Consider the following 15943-nt stretch of genomic DNA (forward strand, 5'->3'; position numbering starts at 1 on the left):
AATTCAGGAAAATCCGGGCGGATAAGCGCCGTACCTGAAGTGATACCGCCGGGAATATATGACCTGTCGGCACGATTAAAGCCATAAGCCGTAGTCATTGACCTTGAACCCACGCCCGATACAAATGAAGCCGTGTTTGAACCCGGATGGCAGCCCAGAACAAAATCAATAGCATGCAGCATATAGGTATCGCTAAAAACGGCCGGAAAACCTGCATATAAAAAGTATTGTTTATAGCCAAAATTCTGAATGCCCCAGCCCGCGCCCCAGATGTTTGGTTCGTACGGAACGCCATAAGGGGTTTTAGTGCCCTGCTCCTGAATTTGAGCGTATAACTTTTTAACCGCCTCGGTTATTTTGTTATGATAGTTTGCATCACTGATCAGCCCCATGGTACGGCCAACCAGCCAGCCAGTATTATCAATGCTGTTAGCTATTGCATCGGTATTGTTAACCAAATAATCGGTATAGGTTTTATCTTTTGTAGTGATCAATAATTCGACGGCTAATGCTACACGGTGAGATAGTTTTTGATCGGCTGTGTTTTTCCAAACCTCCTGTGCTATTTGCAGGCACTGGGTGGCAAGCGTATCATTATAGCCTTTCATTACGCGGCTGGCTGCGGCCAACGCTGCGGCAGTCTCCAGTGAGCGACCAGGATTGTCCTCCGTAAATACCCATCGGTCATCAGCCGCGGCAGGGGTTTTCAATACCGGATCAGTGTTGGCAGCGTTGGTTACAAAAGGCTTGTTATCGGTGATATTTGCGGCATCGCCCAAAATAGTGTATTGCCTGATGGTTGGTTCAATAACACCACGGTAAAAGCGGCCCATAGCCTGATAGCCGCCTGTGATTGCCAGCAAACCATGCTCAATTTGCTGCAGCATATCTGGTTTGCCGTCGGGCTGGTGGATCTCTACAATATGGTTCTTTTGGTCGATAGTGGTATTGTCATACTTCACGTCAAAAGCCTCGTAAGCTAATGTAAGCCCATGCACTGTTTCAGCCTGCGATTCAACCCTCAGGTCAAAATCACCTGCGTCATGCCAGGCACCACGGTCAAGGAAAGGCACGTTATCACCGGGTTTATATTTATCAAGCGTACTGTGTCCCTGGATATACCCATCAAAATGATTGGAATCAATTGGGGCCATCCGGGCATCATCCATATGGCACAGGCCATGCCATACGCGGTACTTTTCGTTAACCCGCATATGGCACATTTGTATCGGCAGAAAGTAGGAAAGCGTTGGCTGCCACACGTCATTCTTAAATACATCGGCACTGATCTGGAAGGGCTCAGTTTGATAACTGCCATATTTTACCACATACATACCCGGTTTGGTGATCTTTGTAAAATCAAATTGCAGGTAATGGTATCTCAAAAAATCGCCCCAATTGTTGGGTGTAGTTTTTAAAGCGGTTACCAATCCGCCGTTTTCATCTACCCTCAGTAAAGATATCGGTAAAACCTTTTTGTCATTTTTGTCCAGCTCAATTACAGCTATCTTTTGCTGGGCAGGATGATAACCAACCTGCGATACCTGTACCACCGGCTGTGATTGCCAGCCATCTACTGCATTTGGTACCACCAGCCATTCTATCGCATTTTTTGAAGCGCCTTTGGCAACTAATGAGCGTACCACAAACCAACCGTTATTGTGCTTAGCCCGGCCATCAAGCAGTTGCAGGTTACCGCCCGAAAGGTTTTCGATACTCATCCGTTGTAAATCCGCTTCGGGTACTATGGTTAGCTTTTTACCTTCGGCCATGGGCAGTACCTGGGTTTCGCCTTCTTTATCGATATAAGTTTGTCCGTCGGCCTGCTGAGGGAAAATACCGAACTGCTTATCCATATAATATGATTTACCGAACAGGATACCCGGGAATAATTCCAGATTAAAACCCACCTTCCCTATCCAATTATCAGGCAGTGGTTTATCCAGGTCAACTATGATCCGAAATGCTTTACCCGCAGGGAGCACCCTGATATTATAGGCAAAGTTCAGATCGGGATAAATAATAGGGTTAAAACCATGGCGGTTCATATCCGGGTTAGGGAACTCCATGCGTACGCTTACCTCGCCGGTAGTTTTATTAATGACACGCTTACCTACCTTTGGTATGGGCGACCATTGGCCCGGCGTAGGTTCCAGCCTGATATCGCCATTGGTAGCTACACGCTGCCCGTTTTGGATAATCCCAACCCCACCCTGGTGCCCTTCGGGGTAAAAATCATGGGCAAGCATCACATTTACACCTTTATACTCCAGGTATTCCTGCGCATTAAGCTTCATTAAGTTAACAGTGGGCTTAACCTGCGCACACAAAAAACAGGGTAATAAACAGCATGCAGCGATAATTGCAGCGAAAGTAAATTTAGATCTCATCAGGATAATGGTTAACCGGTAATATGCAACACGATATTTGCACGGCTAAAAATAGCCCCAGGGTAAGGGCACGGTATAATGATATATTAACCTTTTGTTGCCGATTTTATATCATAACATAGATTTTACATTAACCCTCCTCCAAGTAAAATCAAAAAACAAACAACACAATAAACTAACTATCAATTAATTAAAACACAAAATACCCACCATTGGGTATTCATTTTATTCATTTATTAATTAAATTTGATTACCAATTACTACCTGCATGCCGAAAAAGGGATCAAAGAGTAGGCAACAATCCTTAAACCAATGGCCTTATTGTTATCTTTTGCTGTAATAGCTTTACTGTTGTTACCGCTCCCTGCTTTGAAAAAACAGTTAATCAGGCTATTAGCGAGTGCTTTAATAGTTAGTTTCTCTACCCTGGTTTACGCTCAACCTGCAAATCCCGACAGTGCAAAAAGCCATGCAGGTAAAAAAGATTCTATAGCCCCAAAAGCTCTCCTCCCCGATTCTATATTAAATGTATACAACCTGAGCGGGCGAAAGGATTCGGCCCGGCTTAATGAGATCATCGCGATCAGGCTCAAAACAACGCTTCCTATCGATTCGTTCAAAACCCTGTACGTGGATGACATCAAGGTAGGAGAAACAGCTTTTTGGAGCAGTAACGATTATGAAAAGATAGTGTACTTCAAGATAGATGAATCGGTACAGAACCTGGCCGTTCAGTTTTTAGCCAGCAAATCTATCGATAAGGCCCGCATCCCTGTGTTTTTTTCTGTTGGAAATTCACATGGTTACATCACCAAAGGATTAATAAAAACACAGCTTGAGGTTAAACAAAAAATAAACAGGGTTTGGGTATGGATAATGGCGGTTGTTATGGGCGGCTTCCTGGCCATGGGCTTAAAAAACAACATATTAAAAGACGACAGCAATTTATACTACAGCCTGAGCCGCACGCAACTCCTGTACTGGACGGTCATTTTTTCCGGCACCTATCTCTATATATGCAATGAAACGGGCGCCCTTCCTGATATTCCCGGTTCGCTGCTGGCTATCCTGGGTATTAGTGCCGCAACTATGGCAACGGGTAAGGTTATTGAAAACGACCAAAAAACCAAGACCGAAATTGATCCTAAAGCACATAGTGAAGGCTTTTTTCATGATATCCTCTCAGATAGAAGCAGCATCAATATCCAACGCCTTCAAAACGTGCTGTTCAATATTTTATTCGGGCTGATCTTTATACAAAAAACGGTTTCATCAAACCTGCTGCCCGATTTTGACAACAACATTTTATTGATGATGGGTATAAGCGCAGGTACCTATGCCGGTTTAAAAGCCACCGAGCCTACCAAGGACCAGCCTACAGAACAACATGACTCAACCACTATTGGTAATGAAAAAGCAACAGACCAAACCGATGGAGATAACGGTAAGGGAGATGGAGGCAAAACAAAATAGACAAATCGGTTAAAATCCATAGTGAGCCGAGGGCGCTCCTAAAGTTCCATGTATATCTCAGTGATTACCTGTCCTTCGGTAAAGGTTAGGACCTGATATCCCGCGTTGGATTTTAATTTGGTTTGATGCGCCTGGATATAAGCAAAAAGATCGCCGTAGCCTTTCATGATTGACTGCATTGGGTCACCGGTAACTTTGGTGTACAGGAATTGCCCGGCTATATCAATAGCAGTAAGTAATGTTGCCGACAGATCGGTATTCCCTTCTGTTACTACTCCCTGAAAGCTCCTTTGCTCAGCAGCGGGTGTAACCTGTGGGTCGTCATAATAAATGCCGCAAATTTTATACGGTATAAAAGGGATTTGGGCCGCGGTTAATTCATTTTGCACGGCTGTTACATATAATGAAGCATCTGAATAGCTACCCGTAAATACCTTTCCTACAAGCTTAATAGGATCGTTAAGCGTTATTATCTGTACTGTACCTTCCATATTAGTTTACATTTTTTGACCCAACTAATATAACAGCATTTATTATGATTTACCCCATCAATCAATCCTTTAAAACGCAAAACAGGCACAAACCCGGTATCACAACATGATAACCAGACCTATGCCTATTTTTTTTAATTTAGGTTTATGCAGGATTAGCTTTGCACGGTAACGGTTGGATCCCAGTAGTAGTAACCAAACAATACCGGATTGTCAACACCTCTTTGGCGCACATAAAGTGCAAACTGAACATTGTATTGCTCGGTGCCTTTGCCAACTACATTAGCCTGGTTAAACCAGAAACTCTGAGATGAAAAACCAACCGGAATAGCTGTGCCATCGGCAGGTAAGATACCTGTGCGGTTGTATACACTGAACGTTACGTTGTTAAATACGGTATCCTGTGCATACCATGCCAATTTATAGATGACTACGGCCGAATCAAAGTTACCATACTCAGATACCGCGTACCAACGGATAACGTCGCCTACATCTGCTTTAATGTTAAGATCGGGCGTACCCGAACCCGTAATGGTATTGCCGCGGGTTGCAACCATATACATGTAGTTATGAGGCAAACCTGTAGGATTATTTGGATCCTGGCTTGGATTTGGATAATCGGTAGTGATAGCATCAGTATCAATAACTACCTGGATGTTGATGATCTCCTGCGAGGTGGAGAGAAATTCACTGTTAATTGCCATGACTAAAAGGGTTATTAGGATAAATAAATGCCCCTACTCTTTAAAGGATTTTCGGGTTAGCTCCTTGGCTCAAAGCAAAAAAGACCGAAGCGCTTCTTAACCGGTTTTTCTTTTTTGCTTATCGCAATACAAACCTCCACTTATTTATACCGCCTTATTAGAGAATAAATACCGAATAAAAAAAATAAGTATTTATACGTATACAAACCATAAAAACACCCTTTCACACAATTTCACACTAATTAACTTTGCCTCATAAGAAAACACACAGAAAACGACGCGAACAATAAATAATTAGTGAGAAATTTTTTCACAGTAGTATAAATAATTTCTCACTTATATAATTCACCGCCATCAACATAAAATACAAATAATACACCTATATTACCTGCATATTAAACCTATAATATCATGAAAAAACAACCTCTTAACTTATTCAGACCAATTACTGCCGCGGCTATTATTTGCTTGTTTTTTGCCATGACATCATGCAAACAGGCTACCAAATTTGCCCAGGTAAAGTACACTGCTGCCCAGGTAAACCACTGGCTCGATTCCTCAACAACCGACAGTTTCATTTTCCAGTTTTACAGTCCCCAGGTTGAGGATGTTAAAAAGCCATACCAGCTTGTATCCTACATTCTTGATACAGCCGGAAACTACCTTAACCCGCTGCACCCCGACACACTGGCTGTAGCAAAAGACACATTGGTTAACTTAACCGGCCCTGTGGTTTTAGGTAATACATACCTTACCAAAAAAGCTATAATAGCCGTAATATCTACCGATGCCGGAGGAAAGCGCGATTATGATTACCTTGTTTTTACGCCTAAGATACTGGCCTCAAATCAGCACCTTATTTATGCCATAGGCCTGGTAAAAAATGGCAAGTACATTAATTATGCCGATACGGATACAAAAGATATCGATTCAAACCCATCACCTCCGGCAAAAATGTAATTTTGGCTAAAACTGTTGCATAGTGGAACAGCTAATTGAAGGCATATCTGACTGGTCGGAGGTTTGGGCACTGCTCATTCCACTGGCCATTCTTTGTTTAAAGAAAAAACAGCCTGCGTTTAACAAACCTGTTGTTATTTATTTATGGACAGCATTGGCAATTAACGTAACTATTGATGTGATATGGAAGCTTAAAACAATAATACCGCGCCCATTTAACACCAACAATTACCTGTACAACGTTCACTCCATAATCAGGCTGTTATTGTTCAGCTCCTTTTTTATAAAACTAAACCAACAGTTTCTATCCAAAACCAAAAGGATAGTTCCGTATATTTTTTTAGGGCTTGTGCTTATCAATTTCACCCTTTATCAAAACTTTTTTGATTACGGGCAACTGAGCAGCAGATTACTATCATTTGAGGCAGTAATTATGATGTTTTATTGTATGCAGTATTACCTGTTTAAAATAACTGAGGACGAAGAACCTGGCAGGAAACAACCCGATTTTTGGGTAGTTACCGGCCTGGGCATTTACTACACGGTAAACTTTTTCATTTTTTTGCTGTATAATGAACTCACCATACGCCTGCATAATTTTGCCATAAGCCTGTGGAGCATCCACAATTTCACGTATACCGTTTTATGTGTATTTATAGCGAAGGGGTTGTATGAAACAAACGAATGATGATATCAGGCTCCTGCTCTTTATGGGCATTGCGGTTATGCTTTCCTTATTCGCAAGTATCTTACTCATTTTTATATTTTTTCAGCGTAAGAAATACCAGTATCAGCAAAAAATACAAAAACTGCACCAAACCCAGCAAAATCAGCTGATTGAGGCGGCTGTACGCAGCGAGGAAACAGAACGTCACCGTATTGCCGAAGAGCTGCATGATGAGGTGGGCGCTATTTTATCGGCTTCAAAACTGCATTTACAGGGGGTAAAGATCAACGTTATTGATAAAAATAACGAGCCAAGGTATGAGAAAGGGCAGGAACTGCTTGACATGGCTATTAAACAGGTACGCGGCATCTCGCACAACCTCCATTCCAGTATCCTGAAGGAGTTTGGGCTAAATGAAGCGATCAGGCATTTTACCGAAAAAATTGCCAATAACGACCTCATATTTATTACTACAGATCTTGATGATTCATATACAACCCAAACCAATGAAAATGATATCAGCATATACCGTATGGTGCAGGAGTTAATGAACAACATACTTAAACACGCCAGGCCCCAAAAAATACATATTACATCAGTTTACAATCAGGATGCTTTGAACATCAGCATTTTTCATAACGGAAAAGGGTTAAGCCATGCCCAGTATGAAGAACTGAAATTTAATAAACAGGGACTTGGCCTGAAGGCTATCCAAACCCGTATTATTTTACTAAAAGGCGAAGTATCATTTAATTACAAACCCGAAGGGTACTATATTAACATCAGTATCCCCCGGGCAACTACAATTTAACCATTATAACACTTCAAAATAAAAGGCGATGAAACCTATAAAAATTGCCATAGCCGATGACTACACCATATACAGAGACGGCCTTAAAATTGGCCTTACCCAGGATGAGAACCTGGAAGTAATGCTTGAGGCCGCAGATGGTGAAGACCTGATAAAGGGTATAGAAACCGATATGCCCGATGTAATTATCATGGACCTTAAAATGCCTGTTATGGATGGCATGGAGGCTACCAAGGTCATCAAAAAGAAATATCCTGATATGAAAATTTTAGTGGTGACCATGTACGATGACGAAAAGTTTGTGATCCACTTAATGGAGATTGGCGCCAACGGCTACCTGTTAAAAAATGCCGAAGCTGAAGAGATCAGGAAAGCCATATATTCGGTGCATGAAACAGGCTACTACTTTAACAATATTGTAAGTAACGCATTGTTAAAAAAACTGGTAATGAAGGGCAACATCAAGCCCTCATTTAAAGAGGGCGTTGAACTTACCGAACGGGAACAGGATGTGTTAAAACTGATTTGTGCCGAAAAAACAGCCAACGAAATGGGACAACAGCTTTTCCTTAGCCCACGCTCTGTTGAAGGCATCAGGCAACGGCTGATAGATAAGGTTGGCGTACGCAATACCGCAGGCCTGGTAATGTTTGCTGTAAAAAATGGGATAATATAAAGCTATCGGGTTTACGCCCGTACATCCGGCCTTTAGTTTTCATTAAAAACCGGCAAACAGTTACAACTACCTAATTTAAAGATCAATTTAAACAGAAAAAATTCACCTCCATCTAAAAAAAAGCATTTTAAAAATACATAACGGATAAAAAATCAATTTACACACATTATAATCCCCAATAAAGCACAACAAAAAACACCAAAAATCAACAATCATCAAAAAAACATTATAAAAATTTCAATGTTTTAACAAAAAATACAATTTTCATTGATATTTTTACAACAGACGTTGACTGATTGATAAAGATTTGAATGAAACGAAATATCCAATGTGATAATAACACCTGTTTTTTATGTAAAGGTTGTATAAAAGAATGGTTGCCGGCAATTGCAGCCAACAAAAAAAACTTTAGCGTAAAAAAGGGGCAGGTTATTTTCAGTGAAGGCGACCCGGTGAAAGGGATTTACTTTGTTTATGAAGGCAATGTAAAAGTTCATAAAAAATGGGGGGCCGATAAAGAGCTTATTATCCGCTTTGCTAACAAAGGAGCTATTTTCGGCCATCGCGTATTGGGTAAACATGCCACCCACTACCCTATTTCGGCTACGGCTTTGGAAGCAGGCATTATATGCTATATTGATATGGAGTTTTTTGAGGCTACTTTAAAAGTAAACCCTCAGTTCACCTACCAGTTAATGTTATTTTTTGCAGATGAACTGCAGGAAGCCGAACGCAAAATGCGCAACCTTGCACATATGCCGGTAAAAGGCCGCGTAGCCCAGGCGCTTATAAGCCTGAAAGACCAATTTGGTACAAACCCCGACGGCCATATTGATGTAGAACTTACCCGCCAGGACCTGGCCTCATACGCCGGCGCTACTTACGAAACCGTTTTCAGGGTGGTTAATGAGCTAATACAAGAACAACTGATCAGCACCAACGGTAAAAAGATCAGTATCATCAACAATGACAAGCTTTTTCTTTTAACGCAGGATGATGATTTGTAAAGGGGAGACTTTTAAATTAAGGCAGAATTTAATTATTAGCCCTTAAATGGATTAATAATTTTCAATTGAGAGTCTATGATTTGACCATCATTCATGTCTTCAGAATATAATACTAAACAACCTGACTCTAATGCTGACGCCACAATTATTGAATCAAACAACTGAAAATCATATTTATTCATAATATCCAACGCACGCAACATCACAGGTTCATTTACCGGAACATAAACACATTGCTGCAAATACATCTTTATTAGATCAGCAACTTTATGCTTTGGAAACTTCCATCTCCGCAGTAAATTCGCTAAGGTTTTGAGAGCAAAAAATAGGATTATCTGCAATTATTTGAATAGCTTCCGCTTGTTTTTGGGGATAAAAATCATCTAATGCGTAAAGCAAAATATTAGTATCGACAGCGATATTACTCATAATCATTGGCTTCATCCCTATCAAACTTATATCCACCGCTGTTGAAGGTAAAACCCTTTAATCTGTCTTTCAAATGCCCAACTCTTACTTCTATAGGTGTAGCGTCGTTCTCAATTGATTTGGTTTCATCGACTGAAAATGCGATAATTTCAATCATTTTTCCAACCAGATCGTCTGGTAACTCAAGCGTAAGACTCTTTTTGTTGGATTTTAATATTGTTCTTATCATAATACCAAATTTACAAAATTCAAGTCATCATTACGACAATGGTAATTATTTCCGACATTTAATAATTTACCGGCTACCAACCTTACCCCGTCAAATTCCTAACCTCAACTGGCGATAGCGATGTTTGCTTTTTAAAGAAGCTGGAAAAGTGTGATAACTGTTCAAAGCCCAGGCTGTAAGCTATTTCTGAGATATTCCAGTTAGTTTGCTTGAGGAGGATGCGGGCTTCCTGGATGAGCCGGCCGGCTATATGTTCAGTTGTGGTTTTTCCGGTGCTTTCTTTTAATACCTTATTTAGATGATTACTATGAACGGCGAGCCTGTCGGCATAGTCTTTAGCAGTACGAAGAATGATCTTCTGATCGGGCGATGCTATCGGAAATTGCCTTTCCAACAACTCAATAAATAGCGATGATACCCTTGCCGATGCATTATGGCTATTACTGTAGCTGGTAAAGGGCTGCAATTTTTGACCGTAATGGATCAACTCCAATACATAATTCCTGATCAGATCATATTTATACAGATAATCGGAGGCTAATTCCTGCTGCATCTTTTTAAAAATAAGGGATAACTCATCTGCCTGTTCATCGGTTAGTTCGAACACCGGGCAGCCACCAGGACTAAAGATCGGCAGCGCATCCAATACCACTCCACTTTTTGATTGCACTAAAAAAGCATCAGTAAAAATGCAGAACATCCCCGACTGATCCATATCCTGCGGTTTCCAGCCATAAGGGATTTTTGGAGTACCAAATACCAATGCATTTTTTTCGATATTGATCACTTTATCCGCATATTCGGCAACATTGCGGCCCCTCACCAGGTTTATCTTATAGTACAGCCTTCTGTTATAAGGCACGAATGAAGGATCTTTTTTTACTTTATTAAATATTTCGCCAACATTAAATACGTTAAAATGCCCTATCTCTTTATTGATATCAACCGGAAGCAGATCTGCTACCGCGCTATCTGAATGTTTAGCAGCATTTTTATAAAATTCTTCAACAGTTACTGTTTTCATACCCTTACCTCTTTACTAACAAAGCTAATTATAAACCAAAAACAAAAACAGCCAGATTATTGAATATGATAAACAAATGTCAATAACATCTGATTAAAAACCAGCTAAAAATCAATAGATTAAGAATATCATTCCTATTTCAAACAATACCGTTATTTGAATTTGATAAACAATACATATTGGAGTAAATAGATCCGCTGCTTATCCGCATTAAGTCTTTTATGATTTCGATTGTTCAATGAGGGACTTGGCCAGGTCTATTTTTGCATTGGTGATGGTTTTTATAAACTCAATATCCCCTTCCATTTTCTTGGCATTATCTAATATGATACTATCCAATATCTTAATTGATGTACCAATAGTGCTCAGTTTTTGCAGTGAGGTGGTGTACTGGGCAGCCTGTGTAATGGTTGAATTGTAAACCACCAGGAAAGTGGCACCAATAAATTGCACAATAACACCAGATCCGGCGGCTATAAACTCGGCTGTTTTATTGTTATTAGGTCCGTAGGCATTGCCAACCCCATACATGATCAATCCAAAACCTGCTATCATTACAATTACGCTTACATAAAATATCCAATTGTTTTGAAGCAGGTTTCGCTGATAGTACTTATTAAGCGTTATTTGCGCAAGCTCCCAAACCGGCGAAGCCTGGGTTCCTTCCAATACATCCTTCCTTAATTTATCCTGTTCGGCTTGAATTTTCTTTTGATCAACGATATGGCCATAGTAATGAATGCTGTTCATCACCAAAAACAGCATGAACATGCAGGTAATTGCCCAAATGATGCTAACCTGGGTATCGCTGGCAAAAGCACCACGCAGTATGAACTGATCAAAATTAAGTGCATAATAACCCTGTACCTGGTGGCTCGCGGTATCAGCCAGCCATTTGTATGATACACTGCTAACCCCGGTTAGGCCGGCAAAACTATCGTTAGCGATTTCCGGAAATGTAATTTTTGCCGAATCCCGGCCGCTGCTGTCAATAATATTACTCACCGATACAGGAGCATATTTTGCCCTTGCTAATGGATTATTTATTGCAGTATCTAACTTTTTCAGGTCCGCCCAGCTTATTATCAGGGGATCGCCGGGGGCAGCGCCTGATTTTGTAACGTAATTCTGTTTTAAGATACCCAGGTAACTTTGAGCATTTTTTGTATCGAACCGGTAGCTTACAGCGCTCTTTACAAAATAAAAAACCAGCATTAAAATGAGCAGCATAAAAACGGCCCGGTTCAAGAGTTTAAATTTCTCAAGACTGTTATTCTTAAAGTTTAATCTTTTCAAGAAACTGAAAGGATGCTTCATCATCTTTTTATCTACAGATTATTTATTTGTCGTGACAAGAAAACACAAACGCCTTATTTTCAGATTTTTAAATATATAAAAAAATAATAACTTAGCTAAAAAACAACCTGGGCATATCATGATAAAAACCTACCTGACCACAGCGATATTATCATTGGCTTACTTTGGAACAGCATATGCCCAAAACACTTCCGATTCAACCAAAACAACGGCAACTATAACGTCGTCTGAAACCCAAACCGCTAAGGTATTTGGTGGTTTAGGCCAGTACAGGAAATTTAGCATCGGCGTAAACGGTGGTGTTACTTCTGCTGTTATTGCTACCGGTGGCCGTAACAATGACTTTAACGCTCATCCTATCAGCTATGGCTTTGGTCTTTATTTAAAAGAACAATTAGCGCACTCTTTTGCTTTGCAATTAGATATTACAGGTGGTAAAGTTAAAGGTAAAAATGATCCTGCTCCTACTGCAACAGGCGATTATGTATCGTATGATACCCGTTTTTGGCAAGCAAGCTTAAGTGCTGTAGTTAACATTGCTACTATCGACTTCATCCGTCGTAAAAATGCAGTTAACTTCTACTTAAAAGGTGGTGCCGGTATGGCTTTTTATGATCCAAAAGTAACCAGGGTAGGTACTGATGAATTTCATTTCCACAACCCAACAACTGATGGCAGCCACTACGTAAAAGAGTTTGTTGTTCCTGTAGGTGCTGGTGTTAAATTCCGTTTAAGTGATGCAGTTGCATTAGATTTGGGCTATACCCAAACTTATGTTGATGCTGATAACTTTGACGGTCGTAACCAAGCTTATCCAACAAAAGATCACTACTCATATGCTTATGCTGGTTTGGCCTTTACTTTAGGTTCAAAATCAAAACCGGTATTAGAGTGGGTTAACCCGGTAGCTATGATGTATAACGAACTGTATGATGCTACTTTACGTCAGGAAGTTGAAGCGCTGAAAGGTCGCATTGCCAATGTAGAGAGCACTGTTAATAACTTGAAAAAAGATTCGGACGGAGATGGCGTAAGTGATCAGTTTGATCACTGCCCTGGTACACCTTCCGGCGCAGTTGTTGATGGTTCTGGCTGTCCTTTTTTATTTGAGCATGACACAACACAAGCATTTCCAGGAGCGGCATCTTACTCAAATATCCAGTTTGACTTTAACAGCTCAATTTTGCGTACATCGTCATACCCGGCCTTAGACGCTACAGCCTCCAATTTGCGCGAGTCGGGAAAAACTATAGAACTTGATGGTTTTGCCTCGAAAGACGAAGGTACAGCAGCGCATAAAATTAAACTATCCCAAGATCGCGCCAACACAATAAAAACTTACCTGGTTAATTCAGGAGTTGCATCTCAAAACATAAAAATAAAAGGCTTTGGTGAAACCCACCCAATTGCCGACAATGCAACCGCGGAAGGCCGGGAGCTTAACCGCCGCGTTGAGTTTAAACAAGTTGAAGCAAGCAGTCCCTTCCCATTGAGGGTAGTATTTGATGCCCACCAATCGGTGGTAAAGCCGGCTATGCAAAACAAGCTTGAGGAAATAGCCACTTATTTGATTGCTAATCCCGGCACACAAATAGATTTAAAAGGCCATTGTAATACACAGGAAATACCTCGTATGGAATTGAATAACGATAGCAACGCTCCTGTTAAACTATCGCAGGCAAGGATAAACAGTGTTGTTAATTATTTGATAGGTCGCCATGTTAACGGGACACAAATCAAAGACAAAACCGCTCTTGGTACTGCCAGTCCTTTGAGCGGGATAAATAGTTACGACAGGCAATTTCAAAACAGGAGTGTGGAGATCACGAAAAGATAATATCAATTAGGCAGGGAAGGAAAAACGCTAAACACACTTCACAACCAACTGACAAACAAGAAAATACAATTCAACAAGACTACTAATAAACAAAAACATTGTAAGATACGAAGCAATCCCAACCTATACAGAGCAACTTGCTTAGCGGCTCTACTAATCGGGGATTGCATCGTACCTCGCTATGCCATGCCTTACTTCATCTCAATATCCGATACCCACTGCTCACCTACCCCAAATTGTTCGTTAGGTTTATCAGCAGCAGTGATAATCAGCGATCCACCTTGCATAATTTCCTGGTGGGTAAGCCAGTTTCGGTTAAGTTTTTTGCCATTTAACACTATCGACTGGATATATTTTCGGCCTTCAACATAATTAGGCACACTTATGTTGAAAGTTTTGCCACCCGGCCATGCAAATTGCACCTGCTTAAACAACGGCACATTTAAATAATAAACCGGCCAGCCAACACAAGCTGGCGAGATCCCGGTAGCTGCAAAAACAAACCATGCCGACATGGCACCGGCATCATCATCCATAGTACGTACATAGGTATCGGGCTTGTTCTGATAAATAACATCAACAAACGGATCGATACCCCGGCTATTATCATTAAAATAGTATTGAACCACGGTGTCAGCGGCATATTTATGTACTGCCGCCTGCGATTTCCAGGGTTGCATCGAAGCATTGTACATATACGGAACCTGGATATCCGGCTCGTTGGCGTGATTGTAATAATCGTTGTCAAAAAATTGATCTAATTGGCGGATGTATTCTTTTTCACCACCTATCAGTTCAGTCAGGCCTTTTAAATCAAAAGGAACAAACCAGCGGTATTGCCAAATAGTCCCTTGGTAAAGCCCGCGGGCCGAAACACGGTCTACATCATTTTTGGTGATATCCTTAAAATCCTTGTTCCAGTATTCTTTATAACCCAAAGCCTTTTGCTTGTATTGACTGGCCAGTTCGGTTTTACCGGCAATGTTCAAAATTTGTGAAAATGCCCAGGTATCGTAACTCGATTCCAAGGCTTTATCCGGGTGCGAAAAATCGAGTTTGTCAACATCGCTTTTTAGCGAATCTAAAATACCCGCAAAATCTACCTTATAACCTTTACGGTAAGCATCCAGCAATACTACAATAGCATGTTCGGTACGCACAGTGTTTGAAGGCTCATGTTTTGTGGCATAATCCTTTTTACCAAAGCGGTAAAGGTTAGCTATGGAGGTAGTCATCGACTTATACTTATCCGGGTATAAAATAGATAACAATGGTAATTGGGTGCGGTAATTATCCCAGATAGCCCAGCCGTTATAAATGCTGTCTTTGGTAGTTTGCAGACTGCCATCCGTCGCCCTGTAACTGCCGTCTGTTTCAGAAACCACATAAGGCGACTGCACCGTACGGTAAAGCATCGAATAAAAAAGCTTTTCACGTTCGGGATTACCTTTTACCTTGATACGGCTCAATACTTTATTCCATCCTTCACTGCTTTGAGTCTTCATCTGCTCAAAACCGATTGGTTTAACGGAAGCTTTGGCATGAGCGATATCAACCGAAGAAAAAGCGACGCTCAATTGCACCTGGTCTGAATTGATATTAGTGGTTAGTTTATGCGCATCACCCGGAACAAAAGCAACGGGCTGATTAAATTTAATACAATAATAAACCCGGTAAGTACCCACGTTGCAAGTGGTTCTGGAGTCGATCCAGCCGGTTATTTCATTGTTACCGAGTTCATGCTCTTCGGCAACAAAACGGTTGGCAAGTGTATGGCCCAAATCAATAAAAAATCCTTTTTTGCCTTGCGGGAAACTATAGCTTTCAACACCCGAGTTTTGGTAAACAGCTATTTTGGCTGCAATGTGGTTACTGAAAACTGCCTGGTAAAATCCCGGCCCGGCCTGTTCTGTTACTTTGTTCAGGAT

Annotated in this window: 16 protein-coding genes; 7 read left to right on the forward strand and 9 right to left on the reverse strand. The window is 40.9% G+C overall.

What is annotated here, in order from left to right; translation table 11 throughout:
- A partial coding sequence (locus VF500_RS06025) for a glycoside hydrolase family 9 protein (protein ID WP_330858799.1) occupies positions 1–2297 on the reverse strand: 2297 nt, incomplete at its 3' end.
- 462 nt (positions 2298–2759) lie between these two features.
- On the opposite strand from VF500_RS06025, the gene VF500_RS06030 reads away from it, so the two are divergent.
- Entirely contained in the window at positions 2760–3863 is a 1104-nt protein-coding gene (locus VF500_RS06030) for a hypothetical protein (RefSeq protein ID WP_330858800.1), read from the forward strand.
- A gap of 38 nt (positions 3864–3901) precedes the next feature.
- On the opposite strand, the gene VF500_RS06035 is transcribed toward VF500_RS06030, so the two are convergent.
- Both VF500_RS06035 and VF500_RS06040 read right to left on the reverse strand, forming a co-directional pair.
- Positions 3902–4354, reverse strand: coding sequence for a GyrI-like domain-containing protein (locus VF500_RS06035; RefSeq protein WP_330858801.1), 453 nt, complete (start codon positions 4352–4354; stop codon positions 3902–3904).
- 155 nt (positions 4355–4509) lie between these two features.
- Positions 4510–5058 (reverse strand): inclusion body family protein, encoded by a 549-nt coding sequence (locus VF500_RS06040; protein WP_330858802.1) that lies wholly within the window; start codon positions 5056–5058, stop codon positions 4510–4512.
- Positions 5059–5469: 411 nt separating this feature from the next.
- Between VF500_RS06040 and VF500_RS06045 the strand changes: the two genes are divergently transcribed.
- The 5 genes from VF500_RS06045 to VF500_RS06065 all read left to right on the forward strand — a co-directional run bounded on the left by VF500_RS06045 (position 5470) and on the right by VF500_RS06065 (position 9179).
- The gene (locus VF500_RS06045; RefSeq protein WP_330858803.1) at positions 5470–6018 is read left to right on the forward strand and encodes a hypothetical protein; all 549 of its coding nucleotides are present in this window, start codon (positions 5470–5472) and stop codon (positions 6016–6018) included.
- Between the two features lie 22 nt (positions 6019–6040).
- Complete coding sequence (locus VF500_RS06050; RefSeq protein ID WP_330858804.1) at positions 6041–6706, forward strand: hypothetical protein; 666 nt, start codon at positions 6041–6043, stop codon at positions 6704–6706.
- Entirely contained in the window at positions 6690–7496 is an 807-nt protein-coding gene (locus tag VF500_RS06055) for a sensor histidine kinase (protein WP_330858805.1), read from the forward strand. The genes VF500_RS06050 and VF500_RS06055 overlap by 17 nt, the downstream gene beginning before the upstream one ends.
- Positions 7497–7524: 28 nt before the next feature.
- A complete protein-coding gene (locus tag VF500_RS06060; protein WP_330858806.1) occupies positions 7525–8172 on the forward strand; it encodes a response regulator transcription factor in 648 nt (215 codons plus the stop codon).
- 311 nt (positions 8173–8483) lie between these two features.
- Complete coding sequence (locus tag VF500_RS06065; protein ID WP_330858807.1) at positions 8484–9179, forward strand: Crp/Fnr family transcriptional regulator; 696 nt, start codon at positions 8484–8486, stop codon at positions 9177–9179.
- 35 nt (positions 9180–9214) lie between these two features.
- Here VF500_RS06065 and VF500_RS31770 read toward each other — a convergent pair whose 3' ends face one another.
- The 5 genes from VF500_RS31770 to VF500_RS06085 all read right to left on the reverse strand — a co-directional run bounded on the left by VF500_RS31770 (position 9215) and on the right by VF500_RS06085 (position 12157).
- On the reverse strand, positions 9215–9427 hold the full coding sequence (locus VF500_RS31770) for a PIN domain-containing protein (protein WP_414688565.1): 213 nt from the start codon (positions 9425–9427) through the stop codon (positions 9215–9217).
- 19 nt (positions 9428–9446) lie between these two features.
- Positions 9447–9608: a hypothetical protein gene (locus VF500_RS06070; RefSeq protein ID WP_330858808.1), complete on the reverse strand. Its 162-nt coding sequence runs from the start codon at positions 9606–9608 to the stop codon at positions 9447–9449.
- Positions 9601–9837 (reverse strand): hypothetical protein, encoded by a 237-nt coding sequence (locus VF500_RS06075; RefSeq protein WP_330858809.1) that lies wholly within the window; start codon positions 9835–9837, stop codon positions 9601–9603. The genes VF500_RS06070 and VF500_RS06075 overlap by 8 nt, the downstream gene beginning before the upstream one ends.
- An 82-nt stretch (positions 9838–9919) precedes the next feature.
- Positions 9920–10861 carry a helix-turn-helix transcriptional regulator gene (locus VF500_RS06080; protein ID WP_330858810.1) on the reverse strand — a complete coding sequence of 314 codons (942 nt, stop codon included), beginning with the start codon at positions 10859–10861 and terminating at the stop codon, positions 9920–9922.
- A 219-nt stretch (positions 10862–11080) separates the two neighbouring features.
- Positions 11081–12157 carry a TRADD-N-associated membrane domain-containing protein gene (locus VF500_RS06085; RefSeq protein ID WP_330858811.1) on the reverse strand — a complete coding sequence of 359 codons (1077 nt, stop codon included), beginning with the start codon at positions 12155–12157 and terminating at the stop codon, positions 11081–11083.
- 139 nt (positions 12158–12296) lie between these two features.
- Between VF500_RS06085 and VF500_RS06090 the strand changes: the two genes are divergently transcribed.
- Positions 12297–14015, forward strand: coding sequence for an OmpA family protein (locus VF500_RS06090; RefSeq protein WP_330858812.1), 1719 nt, complete (start codon positions 12297–12299; stop codon positions 14013–14015).
- Between the two features lie 191 nt (positions 14016–14206).
- On the opposite strand, the gene VF500_RS06095 is transcribed toward VF500_RS06090, so the two are convergent.
- Positions 14207–15943 (reverse strand): glycoside hydrolase domain-containing protein (locus VF500_RS06095; RefSeq protein ID WP_330858813.1); only part of this gene is annotated, 1737 nt, incomplete at its 5' end.

The sequence above is a fragment of the Mucilaginibacter sp. genome, assembly GCF_036383575.1.
Taxonomy (GTDB): Bacteria; Bacteroidota; Bacteroidia; order Sphingobacteriales; family Sphingobacteriaceae; genus Mucilaginibacter.